Source organism: Microbacterium esteraromaticum, from assembly GCF_017303215.1.
In the GTDB taxonomy this organism is placed as follows: Bacteria; Actinomycetota; Actinomycetes; order Actinomycetales; family Microbacteriaceae; genus Microbacterium; species Microbacterium esteraromaticum_C.
The window spans coordinates 353613-366548 of the sequence record NZ_JAEMWU010000001.1 but is presented as its reverse complement, the minus strand read 5'-3'; the positions used below and the strand labels follow the sequence as shown (position 1 = coordinate 366548).

Below are 12936 nucleotides of genomic sequence, written 5' to 3'. Positions count from 1 at the left end.
CGCTCACGGCGCATTCACCGGCCGCGAAGCCGCTTTCCGACCTACACTTGAGCACACCGTCAGCGTTGATCGGAGTTCAGTGCCCTCACCTTGGTCGTCATCGCGTGAGAACCCGCCGGAGACCTCCCGGTTGATCATCGAGCGAGCCCATGAAGAGCTCGTCGCCGGTAATCTCGACGACCGCCGTCTCGAACAGGTACGCCCGTTCGTGCGGGCCTCATGGCAGCGCGCCTGGCAGGACCGCGTGGGCGCCGAAGGTCTGCCGCCGTTGGAGTTCACGCCCGAAGCGCTCGAGACCTACCGCACCGGGCATCCGCTCGCCGGCGCGATCGAACTGATCCGCACACTGCTGCTGCCCGGCGCCCCCGACGATTCGGGCGTGGTGGTCGCCGTCGGCGACCACGCCGGACGGCTGCTGTGGGTCGAGGGAGACCTTCAGCAGCGGATGTTGTCGGGCGAGATGGGTTTCGTCGAAGGGGCGAACTGGTCAGAGGCGGCCGTGGGTACCTCGGCCCCCGGCACCGCGCTGACGCTCGGAGAATCCGTGCAGATCCGACAGGCCGAGCACTACAACCGGCTCGTGCAGCCGTGGTCGTGCACCGCTGCGCCCGTGTTCGACCCCGAGACGCGTCGCGTGCTCGGGGTCATCGACGTCACCGGCGGTGACGAGGCGGTCACCCCGCAGGCACGGATGCTGGTGGATGCCACCGCTCGGGCCGTGGAGTCTGAGCTGATGGTGTCGCGCCTGCGCGCGCGGGCTCAGGGAGGCGACTCCCGAGGCAAGAAGCCGGCATCGGTGCGCCCTCGCCGCACCGTGCGCGAGACGCCGCAGCGCGTGCAACTGCACGTGCTGGGCCGCGACCGGGCGCGCCTCGACGTGAGCGGCGCCGACACCGAGATCGTCATCGACCTCAGCGCGCGCCACGCCGAGATCCTGCTCATGCTCGCCACTCATCGGCAGGGACTGTCGGCCGACAGGCTCGCCGAGCTCGTCTACGGCGAGGGGTCGACCGCCGATACCCTGCGCCCCGAGATGGTGCGCCTGCGCAAGGTGCTCGAACGCATCTCGCCCCAGCTCGTGCCGCAGTCGCGCCCGTACCGCCTGCCGATCGCACTCGACACCGATGCGCAGAACGTGCTCTCACTGCTCGATCGTGGCGCCCACCGGGTGGCGCTGTCGGCCTACCGCGGCCCGGTGCTACCCGACTCCGAGGCGCCGGGAGTGATCGAACTGCGCGAGAGCCTGCGGGGCGTGCTGCGCGAGACGATGCTCACCGAGGCCAGCGTCGAGGTGCTGCTCGCGTACGCCGAGATCCCCGAAGGCGCCTCGGATGCCGCCGTGCTGCGCCTGTGCCTGGAGATGCTGCCGGCGAGGTCGCCGCGCCGTCCCGGGCTGGTCGCCCGCATCGAGAAGCTCGACCGGGCCTAGCGCGCCCGAAGCGGGCATCCGACGTATGCAACTCGATGCAACGTAGCGCATCGGCGTGCAACGTGGCCGGGCGTAGGTTTCTTCGCACAGGGACCCGCGGCGTTGACGCCGCCTTGTCGAAGGAGACACCATGACCATCGTCGAAGAGACCTCATCGACCTATGCCGCACCCGGGCAGGCCGGGGCCATCGCGAACTATCGCGCCCGCTACGGGCACTACATCGGCGGAGAGTTCGTCGAGCCGCTCAAGGGGCAGTACTTCGAGAACATCAGCCCCGTCAACGGCAAGCCGTTCACCGAGGTCGCCCGCGGAACCGCCGAAGACGTCGACCGTGCGGTCGACGTGGCCTGGCAGGCATTCGCGAGCTGGGGCAAGACCAGCCCCGCCCAGCGCGCTGTGGTGCTGAACAAGATCGCCGACCGCATGGAGCAGCACCTCGAGAAGATCGCCGTCGCCGAGACCTGGGAGAACGGCAAGCCCGTGCGCGAGACGCTCGCGGCCGACATCCCCCTCGCGATCGACCACTTCCGCTACTTCGCCGGCGTGCTTCGCGCGCAGGAGGGCGGCATCAGCCAGCTCGACGAGAACACCGTCGCGTACCACTTCCACGAGCCGCTCGGCGTCGTCGGCCAGATCATCCCGTGGAACTTCCCGATCCTGATGGCCGTGTGGAAGCTGGCTCCCGCACTTGCCGCCGGCAACTGCATCGTCATCAAGCCGGCCGAGCAGACCCCGGCATCCATCCTCTTCCTGTTCGAGATCATCGGTGACCTGCTGCCGGCCGGCGTCGTCAACATCGTCAACGGCTTCGGCATCGAGGCTGGCGCCCCGCTCGCCCAGCACAAGCGCATCCGCAAGGTCGCCTTCACCGGTGAGACCACCACGGGCCGCCTGATCATGCAGTACGCCTCGCAGAACCTCATCCCGGTCACGCTCGAGCTCGGGGGCAAGTCGCCCAACGTGTTCTTCGAAGACGTGGCCAGCTCGACCAGCGACCCGTACTACCAGAAGGCGCTCGAGGGCTTCACGATGTTCGCCCTCAACCAGGGCGAGGTCTGCACGTGCCCGTCGCGTGCGCTCATCCAGGCGTCGATCTACGACGGCTTCATCTCGGACGGCCTTGAGCGCGTCGGCAAGGTCATTCAGGGCAACCCGCTCGACAAGAACACCATGATCGGCGCTCAGGCCTCGAACGACCAGCTCGAGAAGATCCTCAGCTACATCGACATCGGCAAGCAGGGCGGTGCACGTCTGCTCACCGGTGGCGAGCGGGTCGACCTCGGTGGCGACCTGAGCGAGGGCTACTACGTCGCCCCGACCGTCTTCGAGGGCACCAACGACATGCGCATCTTCCAGGAGGAGATCTTCGGCCCGGTGCTGTCGGTGACCAGCTTCAAGGACTACGACGACGCGATCTCGATCGCCAACGACACCCTGTACGGTCTGGGTGCCGGCGTCTGGAGCCGCAGCGGAGACACCGCCTACCGTGCGGGCCGGGCCATCGAGGCGGGCCGTGTGTGGACCAACACGTACCACCAGTACCCGGCGCACGCCGCGTTCGGCGGGTACAAGCAGTCGGGCATCGGCCGCGAGAACCACAAGATGATGCTCGATCACTACCAGCAGACGAAGAACCTGCTGGTGTCGTACGCCGAAGGTCCGATGGGATTCTTCTGATGCCCGACCAGATGAGCAGGGTCGCCGTGTCTGACGACGCGGCGGCCCTGCTGCGGCAGCTGACGGCGCAGCACGGTCCGCTGATGATCCATCAGTCGGGCGGATGCTGCGACGGGTCGTCGCCCATGTGCTACCCGATCGGCATGTTCGTGACCGGTCCGAGCGACGTGCTGCTCGGCACCCTCGACATCGACGGGCTCGACCCCATCCAGGTCTACATGTCGGAGTCGCAGTTCGAGTACTGGAAGTACACGCACCTCACCATCGACGCCGTCGAAGGGCGCGGTGCCGGGTTCAGTGTGGAAGGACCGACCGGCAAGCGGTTCCTGATCCGCTCGCGGATGCTGACAGAGCCCGAACTGCAGCACTTCGGTCTGGCGGCGTCGGCGTAGGCGTCGTCGTCACCGGTTGATGAGATCGGCCTGCCAGCTCAGGTCGGCGTTGACCGGGATCGGGGCGGCCTCGAGCAGCGGATCGGCGCACAGCGCCGCGATCAGCTCGGCCGAACCAGCCACGATCGTCGAGTCGAAGTCGATCTCGCTGACCATCACCCAGGCGCGATCGGTGGGCCACAGGATGTTCGGATGCTGCGCCGACGGCGCGAACCCGTGCTCTTCGCCGGGCAGGTCGCGCCAGGTCGCGTCGAGAATCCACGCCGGGTCGACGAACGCCGCCGGCGGCGCCGAGAACAGCACGTACTCCCGGTCGGGCAGCTCGAGCTGCGGGCCCTTCGAGATCTCATCCGAGAGAATGCCGGGCTGCCAAGTCGGCTTGCGGAACACATTGTTGAAGGGATCGTGGATGCTGCGCGCCAGCATCTCCTGATGCGCGAGCGCCTGTGCGTCGGGTGTATCGGAGGTGTCGTCATCGGACGAGAACGACAGGAAGGTGCGTGACGGCGACTCGCCGTAGAACCCGAGAAGCCCGCCGTATCCCGCCCAGACGGCAGCGACACCGGCATCCGGCGTCTCGGTGTGCGTGGCGAGGTGCGCGGCGATCCGGGCGAGCTGCGCCGGCTCCATCTCGCCCTCGTACGGTGCGGAGAACTCACGTCCGTCCGGTGCGACGCGCGTGCTCCAATCTCCCTCGGGCGGCGTGCGCACCACGCTGCCCCACTGCGCAAGTGGGTGCATGACGGTGCCGAAAGCATCGGCGGCATCGGCCCACGTGGCCGGCCGGTCGACGTACTGGTCGATCAGCCCCTGAGCCTCGGCATCGGGCATCCGCTTGTACTCCGCTTGCGTGGGAACCGCGCGACCGGGCAGCGTCCGCACGACAGCTGGGTGGAAGACGCGTGCGTAGGCGGCGTAGCCGCGCGGCACGACCCCGTGCATGGTGCCGTAGCCCTCATCGAGCAGCGGGCGCAGCCAGTCACCCTGCGAGACATCGGCGATCCAATCCATGGCACCCACGGTACCCGGGTGGGACGACCTTGACGGGGACCTGCGGATATATACTGAAAACTATTCGGATATAAGCCAAAGGATGATGCCATGACCAAGACGCTCATCGATGTCGACGACGACCTGCTCGCTCGCGTCATGGAACTGACCGGCGCGACGACGAAGAAAGCCGCGGTGAACGAAGCACTGGCGCAGGCCGCACGCCGAGGTGCAGCGCTCGGCTATATCGACCTGCTTCGCGGGGGAGCGGCCATCGAACTCGACCGAACAGACGTGACCGAGGGCGCCCAACGGTGAAGGTCATCCACCTGGTTGACAACTCTGTGGTGCAACGTGTGCACCGCTCGACTGAGGTCGCGGCGGCGCTGGGGGCGCTCCTCGACACCGGTGACCTCGGCAGTTGTCTGCCGCAGCTGCTGGAAGAGGGATACTCGGCGCGCTCGCCGCATGAGCATGCCACGCTCGTGCGGGCGAATCACGCGGCCAAGATCTTCCTGCCGCCCGATGCCCGGGTCGCCGAGCTCGCCGTCGACCTGCAGGCGGGGCTGCTCGCTGCGGGGATCGGCCGATCTGTCGGCGTCAGTGACCTGCAGATCGCGGCCACGGCGATTCGCCACACGAACTCCCAACAGCAGGTCGCCGTCGTGCACTACGACGCCGACTTCGAGAACATCGCGCGGGTGCATCCCGAGTTCGCGCACCGCTGGATCGTGCCGCGGGGCACCGTGGCGTGAGCGGTGCGCGCGGCCGCGTTCTCGCCAGGACGCACCCAGGCCCGCGGCACGACGGCCGCGAGCCCGGGGCATCAGATCAGCGTCAGAGAACTCGGTATCAGGGAACTCAGTCTCAGGGAACGACGACCGCGCGGCCGCGCACCGCGCCGCTGTGCAGCTTGCCGTACGCCTCGACGGCGGAATCGAGCGTGTAGCGCTCGACGTGCACGCCCACCGAGCCCGTGCGGGCGAGGTCGAGCACGTCGACCAGCTCGCTGCGGCTGCCCCAGTAGGGAGCCCGCACCGACGCGCCGAACGGCGTCGAGAAGAACCCGGTCGGCAGCAGCCCGCCGCCGATGCCGACGATCTGGATGTCTCCATCGACCGCGACGACCTGCCGCGCGATGTCGAGCGTCGCCTGCATGCCCGTGAAGTCGAACACCGCCTCGGCGCCCACTCCGCCGGTCAGCTCGCGGATCTTCGCGACCGCCGATTCGTCCGACATCAGCGTGTGGTGAGCACCCACCTCGCGCGCCAACGACAGCTTCTCATCGTTGATGTCGAGCGCGATGACCGTGGCGGGCGAGACCGCGCGCAGCACCTGGATGCCCACGTGACCCAGGCCGCCCGCGCCGATGACGACGGCCGTCGCGCCGGCGCGCAGCTTCGACGCCGACGACATGATCGCGTGGTACGGAGTGAGACCGGCATCGGTCAGCGACACCGTCTCGACGGGATCGAGGTCACCCAGCGGCACGAGGTGGCGGGCGTCATCGACGATCACGTACTCGGCCATCGCACCCGGGGCACCAAGCCCAGGAGGGGCGATACCGAGCTCTGCCGCCCGGGTGCAGTAGTTCTCCTTGCCCTGCGTGCACGCGTGGCACTGCCCGCAGCCCCACGGTCCGTAGATCGCGTACGAGCCGCCGAGTTCGATGCCCTCGACGCCATCACCGAGCTTGTCGACGACGCCGGCGCCTTCATGCCCGAGCGTGAGCGGCAGCGGATAGATGTACTGGTCAGCGGGCAGATCCATCAGGAACCAGTCCGAGTGGCACAGGCCGGCTGCGGTCACCTTCAATCGGATCTGACCCGGACCCGGTTCGGGCGTCGGGATCTCGACGAGCTCGGGGCCCTTGCCGATCTCGCGGTACTGGATGGCCTTCATGCCTGTTCCTCTCCGAGGGGCTGTGAATCCCTCTACCCGCGGCGCCGCACACCGACGCCGCAACTGATCCCAGCATCCTCCCGGTGCGGGCTTTTCTCCAGTCGACCCCAGACCCCGCGTACGCGGCACCTTCGCGGGCCGGTGATAATCGAGAGGTGACTGTTACTCAGACCCTTCCTTCGCTCGACGGCCGCATCTTCAAGATGGTCTCGTCGACCACCTCGGCCGTGAACCCCGAGGCGCCCAGCGTCTTCCGCTACTTCGAACAGGACGGGGTCATCTGGGGCGACTACACCGGTGACACGGTCACGATCGGCAAGTTCGTCGGAACCCGCACCGGTGACCGCATCTGGGTCTCGTTCGTGCACGTGCTCGTCGCCGACGGCTCGGTCGTCACCGGAGACGGTGAGAGCGACATCGAGGTCGACGACGACGGGATGCTGAAGCTGATCGAGCACTACGAGATGCACGGCGCACCTCAGCTGAGCGTCTGCGTCGAGACCGCCGCCTGACCCTCCCTTCCCCCGCGCCTCGGCGCGGGGGAATCATCTCTTCAGCGCGGTGGCAGCGTGTTGCGGCCGGCGCTCGCCGGCGTCCACCGCGTCATCCCCAGCGGAACCTCGAGGCTTCGCTCGGGCAGATCCGTCGGCAGCAGGTAGGGCCGGCGGATCACTTCGTCCAGAACCACGACGCTGACCACCGTGCGCACCTCGGGCAGCTGGGCGATCACCCCGGTCGAGAACTCGTGCACACCGCTGACATCGGTGGCGCGAATGAGCAGCATCGCATCGTGCTCACCGGTCGTCACCGCGCAGTACTCGATATCGGGCATCTCGGCGATCTGCGCACGGAACGACGCCCAGGCCTGCGGATGCACCGTGACGAAGATCATGGCTCCGATCGACAGCCCGGCGCGGGCCGGGTCGACGCGCGCGCTGAATCCGCTGATCACCCCGTCGTTGACAAGTGCCTCGACGCGGGCGTAAGCGTTCGCCCGCGAGATGCCCACCTTCTCGGCGAGAGCTGCGATCGAAATCCGTCCGTTCTCGCGCAGAAGTTCGAGGATTCGGTATGAGACAGCATCCAAGGGAGTGGCACTTCGTCCAGAATCGCGCGCCCGTTCCGCATCAGTGCTGGACATTCTGCATTCCCACCTTCATTGGTTCGACAAGTTTCGTCTGTATGACGTTAGTCATTGGACAGATCGTCGCACATCATGCGAATGTGAACACGGTCGTCCACACCCGAGTCGACCGCACCCCACATCCCTGCCAATGGAGGTATCCATGCTGTCGACGCTGCGCAAGTCGGCGATTGCCCTCGGAGCGGTGTCGCTCCTCGCTATCACCGGCTGCTCGGGAGGAAACTCCGCCAACAGCGGCAACACGGGCGGCTCGAACTCCGCCGGTGGCTCGCTTGTCATCGACACCGCGTTCTCGGTCGAGACCGCCGACCCGGGGCACACCTACGACCCGACCGGCAACATGGTCGCCAAGGCGATCTACGAGACCCTGGTCGACTTCGAAGGCTCCGACGTCTCGACCCCGGTCCCCGGACTCGCATCGTGGGAGGCCAACGACGGCGCCACCGAGTTCACCTTCACGCTCGAAGACGGTCGCGTCTTCTCGGACGGCTCGCCGATCGAGGCGAAGGACGTCGTGTTCTCGCTGCAGCGCATCCAGGGCATGACCGACGCCAAGCCGAACTTCCTGCTCGGCGGGGTCACCATCGAAGAGGTCGACGCCAAGACGATCAGCTTCACCACCGAGACGCCGCTGCTGCAGCTGCCGGCCATCCTCGCCAACCCCGCACTGGGCATCGTCAACGCCGATGTCGTGATCGAGAACGGCGGTGCCACCGATGGCACCGACAGCGCGCAGGCGTTCCTTGACGGCGCGTCGGCCGGTTCCGGCCCGTTCGTGCTCGACACCCTCGACCTCAGCTCGCAGATCGTGCTGAAGGCGAACGAGGAGTACAACGGCGACGAAGAGCCCGCGTACGACCGCGTCGTCATCCGCAACGTCAGCGAGAGCGCCACGCAGCTCGCCAACCTCAAGGGTGGCGACTCGACCGTCGCGATGGACCTCAACGGTGACCAGGTCGCCGGCCTCGGCGAGGGCATCACGGTCGACTCGGTTCCCTCGGGTCAGACGATCTTCCTGCTGCTGAACCAGTCGGCCGACATCAACGGCGACCTGGCGAACGTGAAGCTCGCCGAGGGCATCCGCTACGCACTCGACTACTCGGCCCTGCTGGAACTCGCCGGCGCGGGCTCCGTGCAGGCAACCGGCGTCATCCCGCCCGGATTCGAGGGCGCACTGGACGAGGGCATCACGCAGGATCTCGACAAGGCCGCCGCCGCCTTCGAGGCCGCCGGCTACACCGGCCAGACCCTCACCCTGCAGTTCCCGAACGACTACCCGGTCGGTGGCGTGGAGTTCACCCCGCTTGCCGAGCGCATCCAGGCACAGCTGAAGGATGCCGGTGTGAACGTCGAACTGGCGCCCGCGCCGTTCGCCACCGAGCTCGACGCCTACGTCAACGGCAAGGAGGGCTTCGGACTGTGGTTCTGGGGCCCCGACTACGCCGACTCGGCCAACTTCCTGCCGTTCGCACCGGGCCTGAAGGTGGGCCTGCGTTCGGGCTGGACCGCTGACGCCAACCCCGAGATCGCCGGTCTCGCCGCAGGAGCTGCCACCGCAACCGACCCCGCGCTGCGCACCAACGCGTTCACCGAGTTCGCCGAGGCCATGCAGGCCGAGGGTCCGTTCGTTCCGATGATCGTGCCCGGTCGCAACATCGCCTCCTCCGACCAGGTCGAGGGCGCTGTCTACAACTCCGTGTGGGAGATGGACATCGCCGAGATCACGCCCGCGGGCTGACAGGACCCCCTGTGATGACGACAGTGGCTGTGCAGACTCAGGCGCAGCGTAAGAAATCTCCCCTCGCGGGGTACCTGCTGCGCCGGGGCGGCACGTCTCTGCTGCTGCTGCTCGGCGTCACGATCGTGACGTTCCTCCTCACCAACCTGGTGCCCGGAGACCCTGTCTCCGCGGCACTGGGTGAGGGGGCGTCGCAGAACCCCGAGACGCGTGAGGCCTTCATCAAGGCACACGGTCTCGACCAGCCCCTGTTCGTGCAGTACTTCATTTACATGGGCAACCTGCTGCGCGGTGACCTGGGTACCTCCCTGGTCACCGGGCAGCCGGTCACCGCCGACCTGGCCAAGGCCGTACCGGCGACCATCGAGATCGCGATCTGCGCGATCATCCTCAGTCTCGCCGTCAGCCTCGTGCTCGGCACCCTGGCGGCCTACCGGCGCGGCCTGGTCACAGACCAGGTCGTGCGGGTGGTCACCCTGATCGGGCTGAGCGTCCCCACGTTCTGGCTGGCCCTGGTCAGCTTCTACTTCTTCTTCCTGAACCTCGGCATCGCTCCGGGATCGGGACGCATCTCACCGTCGATCATCCCGCCGCCCCGCGTGACCGGGCTGTACACCATCGACTATCTGCTCAACGGCGACGCCGTGGGCTGGGCCGACGCGATGGCACACCTGGCGCTGCCGGTGATGGTGCTCTCGCTGGTGACCATCGGCCTGCTCACCCGCTTCATTCGCACTTCGGTGCTCGAAGTGCTGGCCAGCGACTACGTGCGCGCCGCCCGCGCCAAGGGCCTGCCCGCGATGCGCGTGATCGTCGACTACGTGCTGCGCGGCGCGGCACTGCCGGTGCTGACCGTCGTCGGTGTCGCCTTCGGGGCGCTGCTGTCGGGCACCGTCCTCGTCGAGTCCGTCTTCGCCTGGCCGGGCCTGGGCACATACGCCTACAACTCGGCGGCCAACCTCGATCTGCCCGGCATCATGGGCGTCGGTCTCGTCGTCGGCATCATCTACCTGTTGATCAACTTCATCGTCGACCTGCTCTACGGAGTGCTGGATCCGAGAGTGAGGATCGCGTGAGCACCCTTGAACAACCCCGCATGCCGCGGCGTCTGAAGCTGCGCTGGCCCCGGGCCTGGCGTACGCCGCTCGGCGTCATCGGCTCGGTCATCGCCATTGCCTGGGTGATCGTCGCCTTCACCGCCCAGTGGTGGGTGCCCTACCCGCCCAACGCTCAGGTGCTGCCGCGCCTGCAGGAGCCGGGCATCGACACGCTGCTGGGCACCGACGGCAACGGCCGCGACATCTTCTCGCGCCTGATGACCGGCGCGACCGTCACCATCCCCCTCGCCCTGACACTGGTGATCGCCGCCCTGGTGATCGGTGCCACCATCGGCGCCTTGGCTGGATACTTCGGCGGCTGGGTCGATGAGACCCTCATGCGCATCACCGACCTGTTCATGGCGTTCCCGACCGTGATCCTCGCGATGGTCGTGACCGCCTCGCTCGGGCCGTCGCTGTTCAACGCCGTGATCGCCGCGGTCGTGGTGTCATGGCCGCAGTACTCCCGCGTGATGCGCAGCATCGTGCTGTCGTTGCGCGGCCAGAACTACGTCATCGCCGGGCGACTGCTCGGCCACTCGCCGGCGCGCACCCTGCTCGTCGACATTCTGCCCAACACCGCCGGCCCCCTGCTGGTGCTGGCCACCCTCGACATCGGCACGGCGATCCTGCTGCTGTCGGGACTGTCGTTCCTGGGCCTCGGCGCGCAGCCGCCGATGGCCGAATGGGGATCGATGATCTCGGCGGCCATGCAGAACTTCGACGCCTGGTGGCTCGGTGTCTTCCCGGGTCTGGCGATCCTCACCGTGGTGCTCGCCTTCAACTTCATCGGCGACGCGATGCGCGACGTGCTCGACCCGACCGCCGAGGTCACGCACGAGAAGCAGAGCGACCTGGCCGCATCGAGCGGAGGCAGCGCATGAGCATCCTCGACATCCGTGATCTCACCGTCGACATCGGCCGGCCGCTGGTCAAGGGCCTGACGCTGACGCTGGAAGCCGGACGCATCCACGGCCTGGCCGGCGAATCCGGTTCGGGCAAGACCCTCACGGCGATGGCCGTGCTCGGTCTGCTGCCCCGTCACGCGCGCACGGGCGGCTCGATCCGTCTCGGCGACACCGAGCTGATCGGCATGCGTCGGCGCGCCCTGAACACGGTGCGCGGCCGTCGCATCGCCATGGTGTTCCAGGACCCGTCCGCGTCGCTGCACCCGCAGATCCAGGTGGGCCGTCAGCTCACCGACCACATGAAGGTGCACCTCGGGCTCAAGAAGGACGCCGCTCGCGCCCGGGCGATTGAACTGCTCGAACGCGTGCAGGTGCCTGCCCCCGAGGCGGCGCTCAAGCGCTACCCGCACCAGTTCTCGGGCGGGCAGCGTCAGCGCATCGCGATCGCCTGCGCACTCGCGTGCGACCCCGACGTGCTGCTGGCCGACGAGCCGACCACCGCGCTCGACGTGACCGTGCAGGCGGGCATCCTCACCCTGCTGCGCGAACTCGCCGACGAACGGCAGATCGCCGTGCTGCTGGTCACCCACGATCTCGGCGTGATGAGTGCGATTGCCGACGAGGTGGCCGTGATGAAGGACGGTCGTCTGGTCGAGCGCGCCGACCGCGAGACCCTCTTCCGGTCGCCGCAGCACGAGTACACCCGACAGCTGCTGGCCGCCTTGCCCGGATCGAGCATCGAAGGAGACGATCAGGATGCCTGACGCGAAGGCCACCTCCGACACCGTCGTTCTCGACGCGCAGAACATCGTCGTGAGCTACCCGGGCCACCCGCCCGTCGTCGCCGTCAACGACGTCTCGATCCAGGTGCACGCCGGTGAGACGGTCGCCCTGGTCGGCGAGTCCGGCAGTGGCAAGTCGAGCCTGGCCCGCGCGGCCGTCGGCATCGAGCGCCTCGCCGGCGGTAGCGCGCGCTTTCGTGGTGAGGAGATCACCCCGCTGCGCATGCGCCGTCGTCCGAAGCGCCTGACGGGCATCCAGATGGTCTTCCAGGACCCGTCGACGTCGCTGAACCCGCGCCGCCGCGTGGGCGATCAGATCCAGGACGGCGTCGCCACCGCATTGGCCCGCGGAGCCGAAGGCTCGCGTGTGGAGGAGTGGCTGGAGCGTGTCGGCCTGCCGACGGCATCCGCCACGAAGTTCCCGCACCAGTTCTCGGGCGGGCAGAAGCAGCGCATCGCCATTGCGCGGGCACTCGCCGCGCGTCCGCAGCTGCTCGTCGCCGACGAGCCGATCTCGGCACTGGACGCGTCGACGCAGACCAGCGTCGCGGCGCTCATGCGCGACCTCGTCTCGGAAGCCGGCGCGGGAATGCTGTTCATCTCGCACGACCTCGCCGTGGTGCGACGCATCGCCGACCGCACGTTCGTGATGTTCTCCGGGCGCGTGCTTGAGTCGGGCCCGACCGATCAGCTGTGGGGCGATCCGCAGCATCCGTACACGCAGGCGCTGCTGGCAGCCATCCCCGAGCCCGACGGCGCGGGGCGGATTCCGGCAGCACCGGAAGCCGCCGAGCGGGCGCTGTGGGCCGACGTGCCCGCGGTCGTGCGCTGAGCGCTATCCCGCGACGATTCCACGTCGGACGGTGAGGGCGATCC

At 67.9% G+C, this 12936-nt stretch carries 14 protein-coding genes; 11 read left to right on the top strand and 3 right to left on the bottom strand.

Features of this window, described 5'->3' with window-relative positions; genetic code table 11:
• Nucleotides 1-79: 79 nt before the first annotated feature.
• The 3 genes from JF543_RS01715 to JF543_RS01705 all read left to right on the top strand — a co-directional run bounded on the left by JF543_RS01715 (nucleotide 80) and on the right by JF543_RS01705 (nucleotide 3499).
• Entirely contained in the window at nucleotides 80-1429 is a 1350-nt protein-coding gene (locus JF543_RS01715) for a GAF domain-containing protein (RefSeq protein ID WP_206821410.1), read from the top strand.
• 130 nt (nucleotides 1430-1559) lie between these two features.
• Nucleotides 1560-3107 carry an acetaldehyde dehydrogenase ExaC gene (gene exaC, locus JF543_RS01710; RefSeq protein WP_206550896.1) on the top strand — a complete coding sequence of 516 codons (1548 nt, stop codon included), beginning with the start codon at nucleotides 1560-1562 and terminating at the stop codon, nucleotides 3105-3107.
• Nucleotides 3107-3499, top strand: coding sequence for a DUF779 domain-containing protein (locus tag JF543_RS01705; protein WP_206822557.1), 393 nt, complete (start codon nucleotides 3107-3109; stop codon nucleotides 3497-3499). Before exaC ends, JF543_RS01705 begins: the two co-directional genes overlap by 1 nt.
• Before the next feature lie 9 nt (nucleotides 3500-3508).
• Here JF543_RS01705 and JF543_RS01700 read toward each other — a convergent pair whose 3' ends face one another.
• Nucleotides 3509-4510, bottom strand: coding sequence for a hypothetical protein (locus JF543_RS01700; protein WP_206822556.1), 1002 nt, complete (start codon nucleotides 4508-4510; stop codon nucleotides 3509-3511).
• A gap of 90 nt (nucleotides 4511-4600) precedes the next feature.
• Between JF543_RS01700 and JF543_RS01695 the strand changes: the two genes are divergently transcribed.
• Both JF543_RS01695 and JF543_RS01690 read left to right on the top strand, forming a co-directional pair.
• A complete protein-coding gene (locus tag JF543_RS01695; RefSeq protein ID WP_179409597.1) occupies nucleotides 4601-4807 on the top strand; it encodes a type II toxin-antitoxin system VapB family antitoxin in 207 nt (68 codons plus the stop codon).
• Nucleotides 4804-5244, top strand: a complete 441-nt coding sequence (locus JF543_RS01690) for a hypothetical protein (protein WP_206822555.1) — start codon at nucleotides 4804-4806, stop codon at nucleotides 5242-5244. Before JF543_RS01695 ends, JF543_RS01690 begins: the two co-directional genes overlap by 4 nt.
• A 112-nt stretch (nucleotides 5245-5356) precedes the next feature.
• Here JF543_RS01690 and JF543_RS01685 read toward each other — a convergent pair whose 3' ends face one another.
• On the bottom strand, nucleotides 5357-6391 hold the full coding sequence (locus JF543_RS01685) for an NAD(P)-dependent alcohol dehydrogenase (RefSeq protein WP_179409599.1): 1035 nt from the start codon (nucleotides 6389-6391) through the stop codon (nucleotides 5357-5359).
• A 155-nt stretch (nucleotides 6392-6546) separates the two neighbouring features.
• On the opposite strand from JF543_RS01685, the gene JF543_RS01680 reads away from it, so the two are divergent.
• Nucleotides 6547-6903, top strand: coding sequence for a hypothetical protein (locus tag JF543_RS01680; protein WP_274367950.1), 357 nt, complete (start codon nucleotides 6547-6549; stop codon nucleotides 6901-6903).
• 41 nt (nucleotides 6904-6944) lie between these two features.
• On the opposite strand, the gene JF543_RS01675 is transcribed toward JF543_RS01680, so the two are convergent.
• A complete protein-coding gene (locus JF543_RS01675) occupies nucleotides 6945-7478 on the bottom strand; it encodes an Lrp/AsnC family transcriptional regulator (RefSeq protein WP_179411729.1) in 534 nt (177 codons plus the stop codon).
• Between the two features lie 199 nt (nucleotides 7479-7677).
• Here JF543_RS01675 and JF543_RS01670 point away from each other — a divergent pair, with 199 nt between their 5' ends.
• From JF543_RS01670 to JF543_RS01650, 5 genes are read left to right on the top strand one after another with little or no spacing between them, the layout of a single operon-like run.
• Nucleotides 7678-9273 carry an ABC transporter substrate-binding protein gene (locus JF543_RS01670; protein ID WP_206822554.1) on the top strand — a complete coding sequence of 532 codons (1596 nt, stop codon included), beginning with the start codon at nucleotides 7678-7680 and terminating at the stop codon, nucleotides 9271-9273.
• 14 nt (nucleotides 9274-9287) lie between these two features.
• Entirely contained in the window at nucleotides 9288-10349 is a 1062-nt protein-coding gene (locus tag JF543_RS01665; RefSeq protein ID WP_179409601.1) for an ABC transporter permease, read from the top strand.
• Nucleotides 10346-11254, top strand: a complete 909-nt coding sequence (locus JF543_RS01660; protein ID WP_224818416.1) for an ABC transporter permease — start codon at nucleotides 10346-10348, stop codon at nucleotides 11252-11254. Before JF543_RS01665 ends, JF543_RS01660 begins: the two co-directional genes overlap by 4 nt.
• A complete protein-coding gene (locus JF543_RS01655; RefSeq protein ID WP_206822553.1) occupies nucleotides 11251-12042 on the top strand; it encodes an ABC transporter ATP-binding protein in 792 nt (263 codons plus the stop codon). The genes JF543_RS01660 and JF543_RS01655 overlap by 4 nt, the downstream gene beginning before the upstream one ends.
• Nucleotides 12035-12892, top strand: a complete 858-nt coding sequence (locus JF543_RS01650) for an ABC transporter ATP-binding protein (RefSeq protein ID WP_206821416.1) — start codon at nucleotides 12035-12037, stop codon at nucleotides 12890-12892. The genes JF543_RS01655 and JF543_RS01650 overlap by 8 nt, the downstream gene beginning before the upstream one ends.
• Nucleotides 12893-12936: the final 44 nt, after the last annotated feature.

Excerpts from the sequence above, each read along its gene's own strand:
- JF543_RS01650 (WP_206821416.1), top strand. The coding sequence starts at position 12,035 with ATGCCTGACGCGAAGGCCACCTCCGACACCGTCGTTCTCGACGCGCAG.
- JF543_RS01705 (WP_206822557.1), top strand. The coding sequence starts at position 3,107 with ATGCCCGACCAGATGAGCAGGGTCGCCGTGTCTGACGACGCGGCGGCC.
- JF543_RS01670 (WP_206822554.1), top strand. The coding sequence starts at position 7,678 with ATGCTGTCGACGCTGCGCAAGTCGGCGATTGCCCTCGGAGCGGTGTCG.
- JF543_RS01655 (WP_206822553.1), top strand. The coding sequence starts at position 11,251 with ATGAGCATCCTCGACATCCGTGATCTCACCGTCGACATCGGCCGGCCG.
- exaC (WP_206550896.1), top strand. The coding sequence starts at position 1,560 with ATGACCATCGTCGAAGAGACCTCATCGACCTATGCCGCACCCGGGCAG.
- JF543_RS01665 (WP_179409601.1), top strand. The coding sequence starts at position 9,288 with ATGACGACAGTGGCTGTGCAGACTCAGGCGCAGCGTAAGAAATCTCCC.
- JF543_RS01700 (WP_206822556.1), bottom strand. The coding sequence starts at position 4,510 with ATGGATTGGATCGCCGATGTCTCGCAGGGTGACTGGCTGCGCCCGCTG.
- JF543_RS01685 (WP_179409599.1), bottom strand. The coding sequence starts at position 6,391 with ATGAAGGCCATCCAGTACCGCGAGATCGGCAAGGGCCCCGAGCTCGTC.
- JF543_RS01695 (WP_179409597.1), top strand. The coding sequence starts at position 4,601 with ATGACCAAGACGCTCATCGATGTCGACGACGACCTGCTCGCTCGCGTC.